Source organism: Thermomonas sp. XSG (assembly GCF_014678725.1).
In the GTDB taxonomy this organism is placed as follows: Bacteria; Pseudomonadota; Gammaproteobacteria; order Xanthomonadales; family Xanthomonadaceae; genus Thermomonas.
Window position 1 is genome coordinate 722483 of record NZ_CP061497.1, and the last position, 17252, is coordinate 739734.

The 17252-nt window shown below is 69.8% G+C and carries 15 protein-coding genes; 10 read left to right on the top strand and 5 right to left on the bottom strand.

The window, feature by feature from the left end; translation table 11 throughout:
* Positions 1-84: 84 nt before the first annotated feature.
* Genes ICG51_RS03360 through ICG51_RS03370 form a run of 3 tightly spaced genes read left to right on the top strand, consistent with a single transcriptional unit; the run spans position 85 to position 4474 of the window.
* Positions 85-1911, top strand: a complete 1827-nt coding sequence (locus ICG51_RS03360; RefSeq protein ID WP_190281644.1) for an assimilatory sulfite reductase (NADPH) flavoprotein subunit — start codon at positions 85-87, stop codon at positions 1909-1911.
* A gap of 59 nt (positions 1912-1970) precedes the next feature.
* Positions 1971-3716, top strand: a complete 1746-nt coding sequence (gene cysI / locus ICG51_RS03365) for an assimilatory sulfite reductase (NADPH) hemoprotein subunit (RefSeq protein ID WP_255428741.1) — start codon at positions 1971-1973, stop codon at positions 3714-3716.
* A 23-nt stretch (positions 3717-3739) separates the two neighbouring features.
* Positions 3740-4474 carry a phosphoadenylyl-sulfate reductase gene (locus ICG51_RS03370; RefSeq protein WP_190282334.1) on the top strand — a complete coding sequence of 245 codons (735 nt, stop codon included), beginning with the start codon at positions 3740-3742 and terminating at the stop codon, positions 4472-4474.
* A gap of 57 nt (positions 4475-4531) precedes the next feature.
* On the opposite strand, the gene ICG51_RS03375 is transcribed toward ICG51_RS03370, so the two are convergent.
* Complete coding sequence (locus ICG51_RS03375; protein ID WP_190281646.1) at positions 4532-5494, bottom strand: LysR family transcriptional regulator; 963 nt, start codon at positions 5492-5494, stop codon at positions 4532-4534.
* Positions 5495-5643: 149 nt separating this feature from the next.
* Between ICG51_RS03375 and cysG the strand changes: the two genes are divergently transcribed.
* Both cysG and cysK read left to right on the top strand, forming a co-directional pair.
* Entirely contained in the window at positions 5644-7098 is a 1455-nt protein-coding gene (gene cysG, locus ICG51_RS03380) for a siroheme synthase CysG (protein ID WP_190281647.1), read from the top strand.
* Positions 7099-7131: 33 nt separating this feature from the next.
* Positions 7132-8091 (top strand): cysteine synthase A, encoded by a 960-nt coding sequence (gene cysK / locus ICG51_RS03385; protein ID WP_190281648.1) that lies wholly within the window; start codon positions 7132-7134, stop codon positions 8089-8091.
* Between the two features lie 214 nt (positions 8092-8305).
* Here the strand turns inward: cysK and ICG51_RS03390 are convergent, their stop codons facing one another.
* Positions 8306-9724, bottom strand: a complete 1419-nt coding sequence (locus ICG51_RS03390; RefSeq protein WP_028838986.1) for a mannose-1-phosphate guanylyltransferase/mannose-6-phosphate isomerase — start codon at positions 9722-9724, stop codon at positions 8306-8308.
* Positions 9725-9766: 42 nt separating this feature from the next.
* Here ICG51_RS03390 and ICG51_RS03395 point away from each other — a divergent pair, with 42 nt between their 5' ends.
* Positions 9767-10771, top strand: coding sequence for a phosphotransferase (locus ICG51_RS03395; protein WP_190281649.1), 1005 nt, complete (start codon positions 9767-9769; stop codon positions 10769-10771).
* Positions 10768-11466 (top strand): N-acetylmuramate alpha-1-phosphate uridylyltransferase MurU, encoded by a 699-nt coding sequence (gene murU, locus ICG51_RS03400; protein WP_190281650.1) that lies wholly within the window; start codon positions 10768-10770, stop codon positions 11464-11466. The genes ICG51_RS03395 and murU overlap by 4 nt, the downstream gene beginning before the upstream one ends.
* Here murU and hda read toward each other — a convergent pair.
* From hda to ICG51_RS03415, 3 genes are read right to left on the bottom strand one after another with little or no spacing between them, the layout of a single operon-like run.
* Positions 11463-12170, bottom strand: coding sequence for a DnaA regulatory inactivator Hda (hda, locus tag ICG51_RS03405; protein WP_190281651.1), 708 nt, complete (start codon positions 12168-12170; stop codon positions 11463-11465). The two genes, murU and hda, sit on opposite strands and share 4 nt — an antisense overlap.
* Position 12171: 1 nt before the next feature.
* Complete coding sequence (locus ICG51_RS03410) at positions 12172-13335, bottom strand: AI-2E family transporter (protein ID WP_190282335.1); 1164 nt, start codon at positions 13333-13335, stop codon at positions 12172-12174.
* Between the two features lie 2 nt (positions 13336-13337).
* Complete coding sequence (locus tag ICG51_RS03415; RefSeq protein WP_190281652.1) at positions 13338-14441, bottom strand: DUF2066 domain-containing protein; 1104 nt, start codon at positions 14439-14441, stop codon at positions 13338-13340.
* Positions 14442-14592: 151 nt separating this feature from the next.
* On the opposite strand from ICG51_RS03415, the gene purM reads away from it, so the two are divergent.
* The 3 genes from purM to ICG51_RS03430 are packed head-to-tail and all read left to right on the top strand — an operon-like array spanning position 14593 to position 16991.
* A complete protein-coding gene (gene purM / locus ICG51_RS03420; RefSeq protein ID WP_190281653.1) occupies positions 14593-15642 on the top strand; it encodes a phosphoribosylformylglycinamidine cyclo-ligase in 1050 nt (349 codons plus the stop codon).
* A complete protein-coding gene (gene purN, locus ICG51_RS03425) occupies positions 15642-16286 on the top strand; it encodes a phosphoribosylglycinamide formyltransferase (RefSeq protein ID WP_190281654.1) in 645 nt (214 codons plus the stop codon). Before purM ends, purN begins: the two co-directional genes overlap by 1 nt.
* A 33-nt stretch (positions 16287-16319) precedes the next feature.
* A complete protein-coding gene (locus ICG51_RS03430) occupies positions 16320-16991 on the top strand; it encodes a DUF3108 domain-containing protein (RefSeq protein ID WP_190281655.1) in 672 nt (223 codons plus the stop codon).
* Positions 16992-17252: the final 261 nt, after the last annotated feature.

Consider the following 17252-nt stretch of genomic DNA (forward strand, 5'->3'; position numbering starts at 1 on the left):
GCATATGCGCATGGCCCGCGATCCTTTCCGCGCCGGCCACGCGCGCCCTAGCCTGCCGGGACGCTACCTTTCCCCGGTGCCGCCATGTCGCACGCTGCCGCTCCATTGCCTTCGCCGCTCACCGGCGACCAGGGCGCGCTGCTGTCCCGGTTTGTCGAAGGCGCCGACGGCGGCGCCCTGCTGTGGGCCTCGGGCTATCTGGCCGGGGCGGCCCGCGCACTCACCCCCACCGCGCTTGCCATCGCCGCGCCGGCGCTTGCGCCCCAGCCCGCAACCATCATCTACGGCAGCCAGACCGGCAACGCCCGTCGCACCGCCGAAGCGCTGCACGCGCAGCTGCGGGACGCTGGCCTTCCTGCGCGGCTGCTGCGCGCCGACGCCTATCCGCTGCGTGAGCTGGGCAACGAATCGCTGCTGTACCTCGTCATCAGCACCCAGGGCGAAGGCGACCCGCCGGACGATGCCATCGGCTTCGCCGAATTCCTGCACGGCAAGCGCGCACCCAAGCTGCCGCAGCTGAAGTACGCGGTGCTGGGACTGGGCGACTCGTCCTATGCCGACTTCTGCGGCATCGCCCGCAAGCTGGATGCGCGGCTGGCCGAACTCGGCGCCGCGCGCGTGCAGGCGCTGGGCGAGGCCGACCTAGAGATCGACACCGTCGCTGCGCCCTGGCGTGAAGCCGCGTTGGGCCACGCTCGCGAACTGCTCAAGCCCACGCCGGCCGCGCACCTGGCCACGGTCACCCCGCTGCGCCCGCATGCCGCGCCGGCGTGGTCGCAGGACCGACCCTTCCCCGCCGAGCTGCTGGCCAACCAGCCACTGAGCGGACGCGAGTTCAAGGGCACCGGATTCCGTCGCTACGCCGCGCCGGACAAGGACGTGCGTCACATCGAACTGTCGCTGGGGGGCAGTGGCCTGCACTACGAACCCGGCGATGCGCTGGGCATCCGCCACCGCAATCCCGATGCGCTGGTCGACACGGTGCTCGCGGCCACCCGCTTGGACGGGGATAGCGAGGTCGAACACGACGGCGAGTCGCTGCCGCTGTCGCGCTGGCTGGCCGAGCGGCGCGAGCTGACCCGGCTGGCCAAGCCCGTGCTGGCCGCGCTGGCCGAACGCGCGAATGCACGGGAGTTGGCGCAGCTGCTGGAACCCGGCAACAGCGGACTGGCCACGCTCCTGAACGACCACCAGCTCATCGACGCACTCCGCCGCTGGCCGGCCGACTGGGACGCTGCGGCGCTGGTCGCCGCCCTGCGCCCGCAGGTGCGCCGGCTGTATTCGATCGCCTCTAGCCGCAAGCGCGTTGGCGACGAGGCCCACCTCACCCTAGACGTGCTGCGCTACCACGCGCACGGCTTCGATCACCTCGGCGCGGCCAGCGGCTTTCTCGCGGCGCTGGAGGAAGGCGCACAGCTGCCGGTCTACATCGAGCCGAACGAGCGCTTCCGCGTCCCCGCCGACGCCAGCCGCGACATCATCATGGTCGGCCCCGGCACCGGCGTCGCCCCGTTCCGCGGCTTCGTGCAGGAGCGCGCCGAAACCGGCGCATCGGGCCGCAACTGGCTGTTCTTCGGCGCCCGTCATTTCAACACCGGCTTCCTCTACCAGACCGAGTGGCAGGACGCGCTGCAGAAAGGCGAACTGCACCGCCTCGAGCTCGCGTTCTCGCGTGACCAGGCCGAACGCATCCATGTCCAGCAGCGCCTGCGCGAGCAGGGCCGCGACGTCTTCGACTGGCTGCAGGGCGGCGCACACCTGTACGTCTGCGGCGCTATCGACATGGGCAAGGACGTGCATGCCGCGCTGCTGGAGATCGTGCGCGAACACGGCGGCGGCGACGCCGAAGCGGCGGCGGACTACCTGTCGAACCTGCAACGCGAAGGACGCTACAGCCGCGATGTGTACTGACCTGTAGGAGCGCACCGCAGGGGCGCGAGCAATCTCCGCACTTCGGTCGCGCCCCTGCGGTGCGCTCCTACAGAAATACAGCGAGCAACAACACCATGAGCCACCCCTCCGTCGAAAAGATCAAACTGGAAAGCCGCCGCCTGCGCGGCACGCTGTCCGAGGGCCTGCTGGATGCCAGCACCGGTTCACTGTCGTTCGAGGACCAGCGCACCATCAAGTTCCACGGCAGCTACCAGCAGGACGACCGCGACCTGTGGGACGAGCGCCGTCGGCAGAAGCTCGAACCCGCGCACCAGTTCATGATCCGCATCCGCGCGCCGGGCGGGGTGTTCACGCCAAAGCAGTGGCTGGGGATGGATGCCATCGCAACCGCCTATGCCAATCACTCGCTGCGCGTCACCACCCGGCAGACCTTCCAGATCCACGGCGTGGTCAAGCGCGACCTGAAACAGACGATGCAGGCGATCAACGCCGCCACGCTGGACACCATTTCCGCCTGCGGCGACGTCAACCGCAACGTGCTTGCCGCCAGCAACCCGCAGCGATCAAGGCTGCACGCACAGGTGCACGACTGGGCGCAGCGACTGTCGGCGCGCTTCAGGCCGGCCACCCGCGCCTACTACGAAGTGTGGCTGGACGAGGAAAAAGTGGCGGAAAGCGGCGTCGAACACGAGCCGCTGTATGGCGATGCCTACCTGCCGCGCAAGTTCAAGATCGCGATTGCCGTGCCGCCGGACAATGACGTGGACGTGTTCGCCAACGACCTGGCGCTGATCGCGATCGTCGACGCGGACGGCGTGCTGGCCGGCTTCAACGTCGGCATCGGCGGCAGCATGGGCGCCAGCCATGGCATCGCCGCGCACTACCCGCGGGTGGCCAACGTGATCGGTTTCGTGACGCCGGAACAGGTCTTCGCGATTGCCGAAGCCGCGATCAGCGTGCAGCGCGACCTGGGCGATCGCGAGGACCGCAAGCACGCGCGGTTCAAGTACACCATCGACGACCACGGCGTGGAAAAGATCGTGGCGCTGATGCAGGAGCGCGCCGGCTTCACCCTGCAACCCGCGCGTTCCTACCGCTTCGAACACAACGGCGACCGCTTCGGCTGGGTGGAAGGGGAGGACGGGGCATGGCACCTGACCCTGTCGCTGCCGTCCGGCCGCATCGCAGATTTCGAGGATGGCCGGCCACTGCTGACCGGCCTGCGCGAGATCGCGAAGATCCATAGCGGCGAATTCCGCCTGACCTGCAACCAGAACGTGATCGTCGCCGGGGTGCCAGCCGGCGCGCGCGCGCAGATCGACGCGCTGGTGGCGCAGTACCGGCTGGACGTGGAAAACCACGCGCCCAGCGCACTGGCGCGCAGCGCGGTGGCCTGCGTGGCCCTGCCCACCTGCGCACTGGCGATGGCCGAAGCCGAGCGCTACCTGCCCACCTTCCTGCGGGTGGTGCAGCCGCTGCTGGACCGGCATGGCCTGCGCGATGCCCCCATCGTGCTGCGCATTTCCGGCTGCCCCAACGGCTGCTCGCGGCCCTACCTCGCCGAGATCGCGCTGGTCGGCAAGGCGCCGGGGCGCTACACCCTGTTCCTCGGCGGCGACCACCCCGGCACCCGCCTCAACACGCTGTACCGCGACAACATCAGCGAGACGCAGATCGTCGAGGCGCTGGACCCGCTGCTGGGCCGCTACGCCGGCGAGCGCGAACCCGGCGAACACTTCGGCGACTTCCTGCATCGCGTCGGCATCGTCGCGCTGCCGCCCTATCCCACCCACGTCCGCATCGACCCGGCACAAGCCGCCTGATGCCGAACCACCCCACGAACGCCATGCACCTCCTAGACCCTGCCACCCTTCCTGCCGCCGAACTCGATGCGATCAACCGCGACCTGGAGCGGATGGGCGCGCAGGCGCGCATCGCCTGGGCGCTGCAACACCTGCCCGGCACGCACGCACTGTCGACCAGCTTCGGCGTGCAGTCGGCGGTCACCCTGCATCTGCTGACGCAGGCGCGTCCGGACATCCCGGTACTCCTGGTCGATACCGGCTACCTGTTCCCGGAGACCTACCGCTATGCCGACCAGCTGGTCGAGCTGCTCGGGCTGGACCTGCGGGTATACCGGCCCGGCATCGGCATCGCCTGGATGGAGGCGCGCTTCGGTCGCCTGTGGGAAGCCGGCAGCGACGGCCTGCGCCGCTACAACCAGCTGCGCAAGGTCGAGCCGATGCAGCGGGCGCTGCGCGAACTGGAGGTGGGCTGCTGGCACGCCGGCCTGCGGCGTGGCCAGTCCAACAGCCGCAGTGGCATAGAAGTGCTGCAGGTGAAGGACGGACGCTTCAAGTTCCACCCCATCGCCGACTGGACCGACATCGATGTGGGCGCCTACATGCTGTTGCATGACCTGCCGGAACACCCGCTGGTCCAGCAGGGCTATGTCTCGGTGGGCGATGTCCACACCACCGCGCCGCTGCGCCCGGGGATGGACGCCGCGCAGACCCGCTTCTTCGGGCTGCGCCGCGAGTGCGGCCTGCATTTCGACGAGTCCGCTTCGTCGGCGGCCTAGCTAGCGCGGGCGCACGACGGTCACGGCAGCGACGCCCGGATGGATCCGCGCGGTCGCTCAGGCCTTCCAGCGCGGGGGCAGCGGCCAGTCGGGGGCGAGGTTGCCCTCGAGGATGCGGCGCAGGTCGCGCGGGTCGATCTGCGGCGCCAGCCCGTGCAGCAGCGCCAGCGCGTATTCGCGCAGCACGCGGCCGCGCGGCACCACCGCCCAGGTGATGCACTCGGGCAGCTCCGGCGGCGCCCCGATCACCCGCAGGTCGTCGTCTTCGCGTCCGCCCACCGCCATCTCGGCCAGCAGGCCCGCGCCCATGCCGGTGCGCACATAGGTCTTGATGAGGTTGGCATCGCGCGCCGTCATCGCGATCGACGGCGCCACCCCGATGGCCGCGAAGGCGCGCTGCAGCGACGATTCCGGCAGGGTCGAGGACTCGTAGGAAATCAGCGGATGCCGCGCCAGCTCGGCCAGCGACGGCGGCCGCCCCAGGCTGGCCAGCGGATGCGTCTTCTGCACCAGCAGCACGCGCTGCCAGCGGAACAGGGGCACCGCCATGCCGCTGGTCGGCGGCGGGCTGCCGGCGGTGCTGATCAGGCCGAAATCGGCCTCGCCCAGCTTGTCCAGCACCTCCGCATCCCCGGCCGCGAACAGATCGACGCTGACCTTGGGGTAGCGCCGGGTCAGCTCCGCGATGACCTTCGGCAGCACGTAGCGCGCCTGGGTATGGGTGGTGGCCAGCAGCAGGCGGCCGCTGTATTCGCCGCGCTCGTTGGCGGCGTAGCTGCGGATGTTGGCGGCCTCGACCAGGATCCTGCGCGCGTGCTCGATCACCTTTACCCCGGCCGGCGCCACGCCTTCCAGGCTGCGGCCCTTGCGCAGGAACAGCTGGAAGCCCAACTCGTCCTCCAGCTGCTTGAGCTGCTTGGACAAACCGGGCTGGGTGGCGTGCACCTTCTCCGCCGCCTGGGTGATGTTGAACCCGGAATCGGCAATGGCGACGAGGTAGCGGAGCTGGGTCAGGGTCATGGCGGCGTTTATATATCTCTACATCGGCATATAGCGATGAAGTATACATGCGCGAGAGCGCTTCTCCGCGGCTCGCTTATGCCACAGGAGCATAAGCAGACATCCTGCCACCATTTCCCCGCGCAGGCCACGCCGCCTAGCGTGTCGGCATGTCCCAACCCGGCGCCGCGCTGTTCCCCCTGTTCCTCGACCTGCGCGGCCGCCGCGTGCTGGTGGTGGGCGGCGGCGAGGTGGCCGCGCGCAAGGTGGCGGCGCTGCTGGACAGTGGCGCCGCAGTCGTCATGGTGGCCCCCGCCATCACCCCGGCACTGGCAGCGCTGGCACAGGCGAATCGATTGGCGCACATTCCGACTGCGTTCGCGCCCGAACAGCTCGACGGCAGCTGGCTGGTGATCGCCGCCACCGATGACGACGCGGTCAACCGCGCGGTGGCCGCCGCGGCGCACGCCCGCCGTCTGTTCATCAATGTGGTGGACGATGCCGAACTCGCCAGCGCCCAGCTGCCCGCGCGCGTGCAGCGCGGCCCGCTGCAGGTGGCGATCTCCAGCGGCGGCGCCTCGCCGATGCTGGCGCGGCACCTGCGCGAGCAGCTGGAGACCCGCCTCGACGAAGCGCTGGGCCAGCTTGCCGGGCTGCTGGGCGAACTGCGCGGGCGCATCCGCATGCAACTGGCCGACCTGGGCCAGCGCCGCGCCTTCTTCGAACGCGTGCTGGCCGGCCCGGCGCAGTCGCTGCTGCGTCGTGGCGATGCAGTGGCGGCGCGCCGCGCGGTGGAAGCGGAGCTGGCGTCGCGGCGGGCATCGTCCGCCGGCCGCGTCGCACTGGTCGGCGCCGGCCCGGGCGATCCCGGCCTGCTCACCCTGCGCGCGCTGCGCCTGCTCAACGAGGCCGACGTGATCCTGCACGACCGGCTGGTCAGCGATGGCGTGCTCGCGCTGGCACGCCGCGACGCGCAGCGCATCGATGTCGGCAAGCACGTCGGCGGCGACCACGACGCCACCCAGCAGCACATCCACGCCCTGCTCATCGAGCATGCCAGCGCCGGACGCCGGGTGGTGCGACTGAAGGGCGGCGACCCGTTCGTGTTCGGCCGCGGCGGCGAAGAACTCGAAGCGCTGCGCGACGCCGGCATCGATTTCGAAGTGGTCCCGGGCATCACCGCCGCGACCGCCTGCGCCGCCTACGCCGGCATCCCGCTGACCCATCGCACGCATGCGCAATCGCTGCACCTGCTCACCGCGCAGGCCCGCGACGGCGACGCCGACCACGACTGGCCCGCGCTGGCCAAACCTCGCCAGACCCTGGTGTTCTACATGGGCGTGCAGGGCCTGGCCCGCCTGCGCGACAACCTGCTAACGCATGGCCGCGCAGCATCCACCCCGGTGGCGCTGGTGGAGAACGGCAGCCGCCCGCAGCAGCGGGTGATTGCCGGCACGCTGGCGCAACTGCCGGAACTGGCCGCGGCGCATGCCGTGCGCGCGCCGGCGCTGCTGGTGGTGGGCGAAGTGGCCGCGCTGGCCACGCGCCTGCACTGGTTCGGCGCCCCGCCGCTGGGCGGCGAACACCAGCGATGTCCGCCCGACGCCCTGGCCCGCGCCGCCTGACCGTTTTCCATCGCATTCCAAGGATCCATCGCAATGACCATCTACAACAGCATCCTCGACGCCGTCGGCAACACCCCGATCATCCGCCTCAACCGCATCGCACCGAAGCACGCGACGGTGTATGTCAAAGCGGAATCGTTCAATCCCGGCGGCTCGGTCAAGGACCGGCTGGCGCTGGGGATCATCCTCGACGCCGAGCGCCGCGGCCTGCTCAAGCCCGGTGACACCATCGTCGAAGCCACCTCCGGCAACACCGGCATCGCGCTGGCGATGATCGCCGCGGCGCGCGGCTACAGGTTCGTGGCGGTGATGACGGAAACCTTCTCGATTGAACGCCGCAAGGCGATGCGCGCCTACGGCGCCAAGGTCATCCTGACCCCTGCCGCGGCACGCGGCACCGGCATGGTCCAGAAGGCCAGGGAACTGGCGGAAAAACACGGCTGGTTCTGGGCCAGCCAGTTCACCAACCCGGCCAACCCCGCCTACCACCGCCAGACCACCGCGGCGGAAATCCTGCGCGACTTCGCCGGCAAGCGGCTGGACGTCTTCGTCAGCGGCTGGGGCAGCGGCGGCACCCTCACCGGCGTGGGCGAAGTGCTCAAACTGGCGCGCCCGGACACCCGCATTGTCGCCACCGAACCGGCCGGCGCCGCCCTGCTCAAGGGCGATGCGTGGGCGCCGCACAAGATCCAGGGCTGGACGCCGGACTTCGTGCCCGAGGTCATCAACCGCAACGCCTTCGACGAACTGCGCACGGTCACCGACGAGGACGCCATCGCCACCTCGCGCCGGCTGGCTGCCGAGGAAGGCATCTTCGTCGGCATCTCAGCCGGGGCCACCGCCGCCACCGCCCTGCAGCTGGCGGAAACCGCGCCCGAAGGCAGCGTGCTGCTCGCAATGCTGCCGGATACCGGCGAGCGCTATTTCTCCAGTCCGCTGTTCGCCGACATCAACGAGGGCAGCGACGACGAGTGGCTGGCCAGTCTGGGCTGACTGCCAGCCTAGTCCAGCGCGTACACAAACCCTCCCGTATCGCGTGGAGGGTTTTTCACTTCAGGTGCCGCGATGCCCCAGCCGCCTTCCTGCGGGCGCTGCCTGGAGCGAAATCAAGGAGGAGGCATTGGCCCTGGGCCAATGCCGGAGGACATTCGCGGAAGGCAGTGCCCGCAGGAACGCGGCCGCGAAAGAATGCACGCCGCACACACCCTCACGACCGCCCGTACACGTCCTCATAGCGGACGATATCGTCCTCGCCCAGGTAATCCCCGGACTGCACCTCGATCAGCTCCAGCATCTCGCTGCCGGGATTCTCCAACCGATGCTTGGCGCCGATCGGAATGTACGCGCTCTGGTTGGCGAACAGCTCGAACACGTCGTTGTCGCGGGTCACCCGCGCGGTGCCGCGCACCACCACCCAGTGCTCGGCGCGGCGCTCGTGGGACTGCAGCGACAGCCGCGCCCCCGGCTTGACCTTGATCCGCTTGACCTGGAACCCGTCGGCCATGTCGATGGAGTCGTAGCTGCCCCACGGGCGATGCACCTCGCGGTGCAGCACGGCCTGCGAGCGCTGCCCGGCCTTTAGCTGCGCCACCACGTCCTTGACCTGCTGCACCCGGTCCTTGCGCGCCACCAGCACCGCATCGTCGGTTTCCACCACCACCAGATCGTCCACGCCCACCAGCGCCACCAGCCGCCGTGCGTACGCGTAGCTGTTGCGACTGTCGATGGACACCACGTCGCCGTGGTGCGCGTTGCCGTGGGCGTCCTGCTCGCTCACCGCCCACAGCGCCGACCACGAACCGACATCGTTCCAGCCGATGTCCACCGGCAGCACACAGGCGGCATCGGTCTTCTCCATCACCGCATAGTCGATGGAGTCCGACGGACAGGCGGCGAACGCGGCTTTGTCCAGGCGGATGAAATCGCCGTCGCGGGCGGCGGCATCGAACGACGCACGCACCGCTGCGACGATGTCGGGACGGAAGCGCTGCAACTCATCGAGGTAGCGCGAAGCCCGCAGCAGGAACATGCCGCTGTTCCAGTAATAGCCGCCGGCATCCAGATAGCGCTGCGCGGTGGCCGCATCGGGCTTCTCGACGAAGCGCAGCACCTTGCGCACGCCATCGCTCCTGCCGGCTTCGCCCGCTTCGGCATGGATATAGCCAAAGCCGGTCTCCGGCCCATCCGGCACGATCCCGAACGTCACCAGCGCACCCGCCTCGGCCGCCGGCATCGCTTGCCGCACGGCGGCACGGAAAGCCTCACCATCGCGTACCACGTGGTCGGAAGGCAGCACCAGCAGCAGCGGATCATCGCCCCCGGCCAGCGCCTGCAGCGCCGCCGCCGCGATCGCCGGCGCGGTGTTGCGGCCCAGCGGCTCCAGCACGATCGCCGGAGTGGGGGCACCGATCTGGCGCAGCTGCTCGGCGACCAGGAAGCGGTGGTCTTCGCCGGCCACGACGATCGGCGCGGCATCGGCGATCGCGGCTACCCGCAGCCAGGTGGCCTGCAGCATGGTGTCGTCGCCCGCCAGCGGCAGGAACTGCTTGGGATAGGCCTCGCGCGACAGCGGCCACAGGCGGGTACCGGAGCCGCCGGACAACAACACGGGCTGCAACTTCGCCATACCTGCCTCGCTGGAATCGAATCGGCAGTTTACCCTTTGCCCATGAGCAGCCCTGCAACCGACGATCGCGCCATCCTCCGCCTGCACTGGGCCCGCCACGCGCTGGGAAATGCCGATGCCGGGCTTGAGCGGGCCTCCACCGACGCCGGCTTCCGCAGCTACTGGCGCAGCGTGGGCGTCACCCCGTCACGGATCGTGATGGACTCGCCGCCGGACCGGGAAGACGTGCGCCCGTGGCTGAGCATCCGCGACCTGCTGGAAGCCGCCGGCGTGCGCGTGCCGCAGGTGCTGGCGCGCGACGTCGACGCCGGCTTCCTGCTGCTGGAAGACCTCGGCGGCCCGACCGTGGCGCAGCTGATCAACGACGCCAACGCCGATACGCACATGGACGCCGCGATCACCCAACTGCTGCGGCTGCAGTCGCTGGCGCTACCGGCGGATTTCCCGGTGTTCGGCGAGGCCCTGCTGCAACGCGATGCCGGACTGTTCGAGGACTGGTTCATCCGCCGCCACCTCGGCATCGAACTGGACTGCGGCGACAGCGAACGGCTGGAGCTGGCGCAGCGCCGCCTGATGGACAACGCGCTGGCGCAGCCACGCGTGCCCACCCATCGCGACTACATGCCGCGCAACCTGATGCCGGTCGAAGCCGGCCCGGCGGTGCTGGATTTCCAGGACCTGGTGCTGGGCCCGATCGCCTATGACCCGGTCAGCCTGCTGCGCGATGCTTTCCTGAGCTGGCCGGAAGCGCGCGTCGATGCCTGGCTGCGCCGCTACCACGCGCGCGCCATCGAAGCCGGTTTGCCGGTGCCGGCGCTGGAGACTTTTCTTCGCGACGCCGACTGGTGCGGCGTGCAGCGGCACCTCAAGATCCTCGGCATCTTCGCCCGCCTGCACCACCGCGACGGCAAGCCGCACTACATCAAAGACGCACAGCGCTTCTTCGTCTACCTCGACGCGGTGGTGCCGAGATACCACCAGCTCGCGCCGCTGCGCGAGCTGCTGGACAACACCATCAAGCCCGCGTTCGCGAGGGTCGCGGCATGAAGGCGCTGATCTTTGCCGCCGGCCTCGGGGAGCGCATGCGCCCGCTCACCGACACCACGCCGAAGCCGCTGCTGCGAGTCGGCGGCAAGCCTCTGATCGAATGGCACCTGGAGAAGCTGGCGGCGCTGGGCATCCGCGACGTCGTCGTCAACACCTCGTGGCTGGCAGACCAGTTTCCCGCGTCGCTGGGCGACGGCGCGCGCTGGGGCCTGCGCATCCACTATGTCTTTGAAGGCGATACCCCGCTGGAAACCGGCGGCGGCATGTGGAACGCGCTGCCGCTGCTGGACCGGACCCCCTTCCTGCTGGTCAATGGCGATGTGTGGACGGACTTCGATTTCGCCGGCCTGCCGCGCGAACCGCGCGGGCTGGCGCATCTGGTGATGGTGGATCGGCCGCCGCAGGCGACCCACGGTGATTTCGCCCTCGACGCCGACGGCTGCGTGCGCGCCGATGGCGGACACAAGCTCACCTATGCCGGCATCGGCGTCTATCGCCCGCAGTTGCTGGACAACTGGCAGGCAGAAATTCCCAAGCCCGCCATGGCCAACGGCAAGCCGAAGTTCCCGCTGGCGCCGCTCCTGCGCGCGCGCATGGCCCTCGGCGCGATCACCGGCGAACACCACAAGGGGCGCTGGACCGACGTGGGCACGCCGGAGCGGTTGCAGGGATTGGACGCGGCGCTGCGCGGCTAGCCCGGATCCGCTTCCAGCACCTGCCGCAGGAACGGCACGGTCAATCGGCGCTGCGCGGCCAGCGAGGCGCGGTCCAGACGTTCGAAGATCGCGGTCAGGCTGCCAAGGTCGCGGCTGCAGCGGCGCAGCAGCCAGTCCAGCGCGGCCTCGTCGAGATCCAGCCCGCGCGCAGCGGCACGCTGGCGCAGCAGCTCGGCGCGGCCCGCATCGTCCAGCACCGGCAGCGCCCAGCGCGCGCATTGCGCCAGCCGCGAACGCAGGTCCGGCAACACCAGCGGCAGCGCGTCCGGCGCCGCGTCGGCGGCGTACAGGACGCCGCGCCCGGCGTCATGCAGGCGATTGTGCAGGTCGAACAGCGCCACCTCGTCGTCGCGGCCGCCGGCGATGGCGTCGACGTCGTCCACCGCCACCAGGGCCGCACGCTCCAATCCCTCCACCGCCGCGCGCACGTGGCCCTTCAGGCCGCGCAGGGTGAGGTAGGCGGCGCGGGCACCTGCCGCCTCCGCCTCGGCGCAGGTGGCCAGCAGCAGGTGGGTCTTGCCGGTGGCGTGTGCGCCATGCAGGTAGAGCCCGGCGGCGGCGCTGCCGACCGCCAGTGCATGCAGGCTCTCCACCAGCCCGGGCGACGCGCCGACATAGCGCGACAGCCGCTGGTCGGGCGGCGCGCGCAGGGCCAGCGGCAGCTGTGGCACCAGTTCGGCCATCTCAGATCGCGGGCGGCTCGCGCTCGTCCGCCGGCGCCTCGACGGCTGCGGCGCCCGGCTGCAGCAGGATCGTCGGGGTGTCGCCTGCATACAGGCGGCTGTGCCGATAGCGGTCCTGCGCATAGCGCAGCAGCACGTTCGCCACCGCCGCCACCGGCAGCGCCAGCAGCATGCCGAGGAAGCCGAACAGGGTGCCACCCGCCATCACCGCGAAGATCACCGCCATCGGGTGCAGGCCGATCCTGTCGCCGACCAGCTTCGGGGTCAGCCAGTAGCTTTCGATGACCTGGCCGAGCGCGAACACCACGCCCACGCCGGCCAGGTGCTGCCAGTCGCCGTACTGGACCAGTGCGGCGATGCCGCCGAACACCACGATGGCCGCCGGCCCCAGGTAGGGCACGAAGGTCAGCAGGCCGGCGATCAGGCCGATCAGGATGCCGAGGTTGAGGCCAACCGCCCACAGGCCGATCGCGTACAGCACGCCCAGAATCAGCATCACCGTGAGCTGGCCGCGCAGGAAGCCGCCCAGCACCTCGTCGGATTCACGCGCCAGCCGGCGTACGGTGTCGTAGTGGTCGCGCGGCACCAGCGCACCGACGCGTTCGACCAGCAGGTCCCAGTCGCGCAGGAAGAAGAAGGTGAGTACCGGCAGCAGCACGATATTCGCCAGCCAGCCCATCAGCGCGAAGCCGGAGCGCGAGACATAGCCCAGCACCGTCGCGGCCATCCCGCCGGCGCTCTGCCAGTGTTCCCGGATCAGCTGGAACAGGCGTTCGGGGTCCAGCCACGACAGGATCTGCAGGCCAGTGCGCCGCTCGATCCATGGCAGCGCGGTCTGCACGAACCAGTCGCGGTAGTTCGGCAGCGATTCGACCAGGGTCACCAGCTGCTGCTCCAGCAGCGGCACCAGCAGGATGGCGACGATGGTCAGCACCAGGGTCATCAAGCTGAACACCAGCACCACCGCGGTATTGCGCTGCATGCGGCGGGCTTGCAGGCGGTCGACCATCGGGTCGCCCAGCCAGCCCAACAGTGCGGCGAACACGAACGGGCTCAGGATCGGCGCCAGCAGCCAGACCATCCACACCACGCCCAGCGCCAACGCGGCCCACTGCACCCGCCGGTAGAACGCGGCGATCGTGGCCAGGTCGTCTTCGCGATGCATGCTCAACGTGCTCCCAGCCTGAATGTGGCGATGCCTGCTTCCGTCCCGGCTTCGCCGGCCGGCATCGGTGACAGCGTGCCGCCGCGGCTGACGTAGCGGGCGAACCCGCTGATGCCGGAGGCCAGCTCGAGGTCCAGCTCCAGTGCGTCCGGCGCGGCGGCGGCCGGGGTGATGCGCCTGACGATGGACAGGCCGTCCAGGTACCCGGCCAGGCGCAGATAGGCGTCGGCGCCATCGATGCCGAGCACGCGCACGCGGTAGACCCCCGGAGGCCCGGCCGTACCGGCCTTGGCATAGCGCCTGAAGAGCGCGTCCGCCGCGCCCTCGGCACCGCCGGCCATTGCCTTGCGCGCATCCACGCTGCTGGTCTGCCAGCTCGACAGCACCTTGCCGGCGTCAACGAAGGTCCAGTCCGCGCGCCAGCCGCCATCGCTGCGTTGCAGCTTGCCGATCAGCTGCATCGGCGGGCTGTAGCGCTTCGACAGCGAGGCGATCGCGGCGGTGTCGCCGCGCCAGATCGCACCCACCGCGGCCTGTTCGGCGGCAGTTCCCGCCGGCAGGCCCAGCGCATAACCGCGCGACTTGGCCGCATCCAGCACCGAACGCGCGGCGTTCACCTGTCCCAGCCCCACCAGCCGGGGTCCGCTGCCATCGTCGATGGCCAGCCACAGCACCGGCTTGGGTCTGGGTTGCGGCCAGCTGGGCAGACCCAGCATCGCCACCAGGTCATCCACGTCCTGCTGGCGGAAGCGCACCACGAGCCTGGTCTGGAAGCTGGGCGCCCCGGTGGCGGATACGCCTTCGTCCTGGCGGTAGTCGTAGCCCTCGACGTAGTCCTCCGCCCTGGCCAGTTCTTCGCGCACGCCAGGCCGCTGGGCGGCACCGTCGTCGCCGGTGACGTTGCCCAATACCTGTGCCAGCGCGCGGGTGAAGGCTTTTTCGCGCTCACCGTCGGTCTGGTTACGCACCACCACTTCGGCCTGGTAGGCGCCCTGCGCCTGTGCGCGGTCGCCCTCGGTGCGCTGCGCCAGGGTCGCGCCCACCGGCAGCAGGCACAGGCCGGCCCCCAGCAGTGCCGCCCAGAGCCATCCCTTGCACCGTCGCATCGTCCCTTGCGGCTTCGTCTGCATTGCGGTTCCTCGCCGGAAATCCCGGCCGTCGCTGCCGAAATGGTGCCGCAGCCGGGCGGGCGCGTCCATGTCCGGGGCCGGCGGCTGTTAAAATCACCGGTTCATCTTCCGCCTGCGCGAGTCCGCCGTGACGTCATCCACGCCTTCCTCCCCCGGCCTGACCTACCGCGACGCAGGCGTCGACATCGATGCCGGCAACGCGGTGGTCGAGCGCATCAAGCCGCTGGTCCGCCGCACGATGCGCCCGGAAGTGCTGGGCGGCGTGGGCCTGTTCGGTGGCCTGTTCGACCTCTCCAGCCGCTACAAGGAGCCGGTGCTGGTGTCCGGCACCGACGGCGTCGGCACCAAGCTGATCCTGGCCAAGCAGTTGGACCGCCACGACAGCATCGGCCAAGATCTGGTGGCGATGTGCGTCAATGACGTGCTGGTGCAGGGCGCCGAGCCGCTGTTCTTCCTCGATTACTTCGCCACCGGCAAGCTGGACGTCGAGACCACGGTGAACGTGGTCGGCGGCATCGCCAGGGGTTGCGAGATCGCCGGCTGCGCGCTGATCGGCGGCGAGACCGCGGAAATGCCCGACATGTATCCGCCGGGTGAATACGACCTGGCCGGCTTCACCGTCGGCGCGGTGGAAAAGTCGAAGCTCATCGACTCCAGCAAGCTGCGCGCGGGCGACGTGCTGATCGGCATCGCCTCCAGCGGCCCGCATTCCAACGGCTATTCGCTGGTGCGCAGGATCCTCGAGCGGGCAGGCAACCCACTGGATCTCGACCTCGGCGGCGTGACCCTGGCCGACGCGCTGATGGAACCCACCCGCATCTACGTCAAGCCGGTGCTGGAGCTGCTGGCCAAGCACGACATCCACGCCATGGCCCACGTCACCGGCGGCGCACTGGTGGAGAAGGTCATCCGGGTGGTGCCGCCCGGCCTCGGGCTGGAGATCGACACCGCCAGCTGGCCGCTGCCGGCGGTGTTCGACTGGCTGCAGCGCGAGGGCAACGTGGCGCGCGAGGAAATGTGGCGCACCTTCAACTGCGGCATCGGCTACGTGCTGATGGTGGCGCCGGAAGCGGTCGCCGCGATCGGCGCCGACCTCGACCGGATGGGGCTGCCGCACTGGCAGATCGGCCAGGTCGTGCCGGCCGCGGGCGAAGGCGAGCGGCTGCACATCCGCTGATGCCGGCCCGCCTCGCCATCCTCGCCTCCGGCCGCGGCAGCAACCTGCAGGCGATCCTTGATGCGATCGCCGCCGGCAGGCTCGACGCCCGCATCGTCGGGGTGTTTTCCGACAGACCCGACGCGCAGGCGCTGCAGCGGGTGCCGGAACCGCTGCGCTGGTCGCGGACGCCCAAAGCCTGTGGCGGCCGCGAGGCCTTCGACGCGGTGCTGGCCGATGCGGTGGCCGCCTGCGAACCGGACTGGATCGTCTGCGTCGGTTACATGCGCATCCTCGGCGAAGCGTTCGTGCAGCGCTTCACCGGACGCATCCTCAACATCCACCCTGCCCTGCTGCCGAACCACAAGGGCCTGCACACCCACCAGCGCGCGCTGGAGGCGGGCGATGCCGAGCACGGCGCCAGCGTGCATTTCGTGAATGCGGAGCTGGACGCAGGCGCGGTGATCGCACAGGCGCGAGTGCCGGTGCACCCGGGCGACGATGCCGACACCCTCGCCGCGCGGGTGCTTGCGGTCGAACACCCGCTGATGGTGAAAGTGCTGCAGCTGGCGGCCGCCGGCCGGCTTGCTGAACGCAATGGACAGGCAACCCTGGATGGTCAGGCCCTGTTTACGCCGCTGTCGCTAGAGTCGATGGCGACTTGACGCGATCGCGTCGGTAATGAACAGGTATTCCGCATGAAAGCAGTCCGTATCGCCTCCGCCCTGACCCTGCTCCTCGCCGCCTCGCAGGCATGGGCGGTGAAGCCGTTCGTGGCCGATTACGAGGCCAGCTGGAAGGGGGTGCAGGCCAACGCGCAGATCACCCTGAACCGCGGCGGCGACAACCGCTGGAACTACGAGCTGAGCGTCAGCAACCAGCTGGGCAGCTCGCGCCAGACCACCGTGTTCGAGGAGCATGGCGGCAGTTTCCGTCCGCTCTCCGGCGTTGATGCGACGCAGGTGCTGTTCAAGCGGTCGCAGAAGAACGCCACCTACAACTGGGCCCAGCGCGAGGCGCACTGGAGTGGCGACGTGAAGGCCGACCGGGTTGGCCCGGTGAAGCTGGAAGACGGCGACCTCGACGGCATGCTGATCAACCTGGCGCTGGTCCGCGACGTCGCCGCCGGCAAGCCGCTCAGCTACCGGCTGGTGGACAACGGCGTGGCGCGCCCGCAGCGTTTCCAGAACCTCGGCAAGGACACCGTCACCGTCGGCGGGCAGCAACGCACGGCCACCAAGGTGTCGCGCAGCAGCGACGACAAGCAGGTGATCGTGTGGATCGTCGACGGCCTGCCCACCCCTGCACGCATCCTGCAACGCAAGGATGGCAAAGACGAGCTGGAGCTGACCCTCAAGTCGGTGCGCTGACAGTCGGCAGGCGGCACACGCCGCCTTCTCGGCAGGATTGGCGTGGGCCTGCGCCGCGCGTTGATGGATCGATGCCGCTCGAAGCTGCGACAGACCCGACGACCAGCCTTCATTCCGCTGCAAACGCAATCGAAGGCTGGCGCCAGCTGGGGAAGCAACCGAGCAGGTGCCGCGCCTGCCGCCGTCGCACCAAGAGTTACCGCCTTGGCCACCGGTTCGACCGGGGGCCCGGTCCTTGCCGGTCGCCGCGCGCCCCTCTTT

Coding starts and splice junctions, on each gene's coding strand:
- ICG51_RS03390 (WP_028838986.1), bottom strand. CDS start 9,724: ATGGCGAAGTTGCAGCCCGTGTTGTTGTCCGGCGGCTCCGGTACCCGC.
- ICG51_RS03395 (WP_190281649.1), top strand. CDS start 9,767: ATGAGCAGCCCTGCAACCGACGATCGCGCCATCCTCCGCCTGCACTGG.
- ICG51_RS03360 (WP_190281644.1), top strand. CDS start 85: ATGTCGCACGCTGCCGCTCCATTGCCTTCGCCGCTCACCGGCGACCAG.
- purN (WP_190281654.1), top strand. CDS start 15,642: ATGCCGGCCCGCCTCGCCATCCTCGCCTCCGGCCGCGGCAGCAACCTG.
- ICG51_RS03375 (WP_190281646.1), bottom strand. CDS start 5,494: ATGACCCTGACCCAGCTCCGCTACCTCGTCGCCATTGCCGATTCCGGG.
- cysK (WP_190281648.1), top strand. CDS start 7,132: ATGACCATCTACAACAGCATCCTCGACGCCGTCGGCAACACCCCGATC.
- murU (WP_190281650.1), top strand. CDS start 10,768: ATGAAGGCGCTGATCTTTGCCGCCGGCCTCGGGGAGCGCATGCGCCCG.
- ICG51_RS03370 (WP_190282334.1), top strand. CDS start 3,740: ATGCACCTCCTAGACCCTGCCACCCTTCCTGCCGCCGAACTCGATGCG.
- ICG51_RS03410 (WP_190282335.1), bottom strand. CDS start 13,335: ATGCATCGCGAAGACGACCTGGCCACGATCGCCGCGTTCTACCGGCGG.
- ICG51_RS03415 (WP_190281652.1), bottom strand. CDS start 14,441: ATGCGACGGTGCAAGGGATGGCTCTGGGCGGCACTGCTGGGGGCCGGC.
- cysG (WP_190281647.1), top strand. CDS start 5,644: ATGTCCCAACCCGGCGCCGCGCTGTTCCCCCTGTTCCTCGACCTGCGC.
- hda (WP_190281651.1), bottom strand. CDS start 12,170: ATGGCCGAACTGGTGCCACAGCTGCCGCTGGCCCTGCGCGCGCCGCCC.
- ICG51_RS03430 (WP_190281655.1), top strand. CDS start 16,320: ATGAAAGCAGTCCGTATCGCCTCCGCCCTGACCCTGCTCCTCGCCGCC.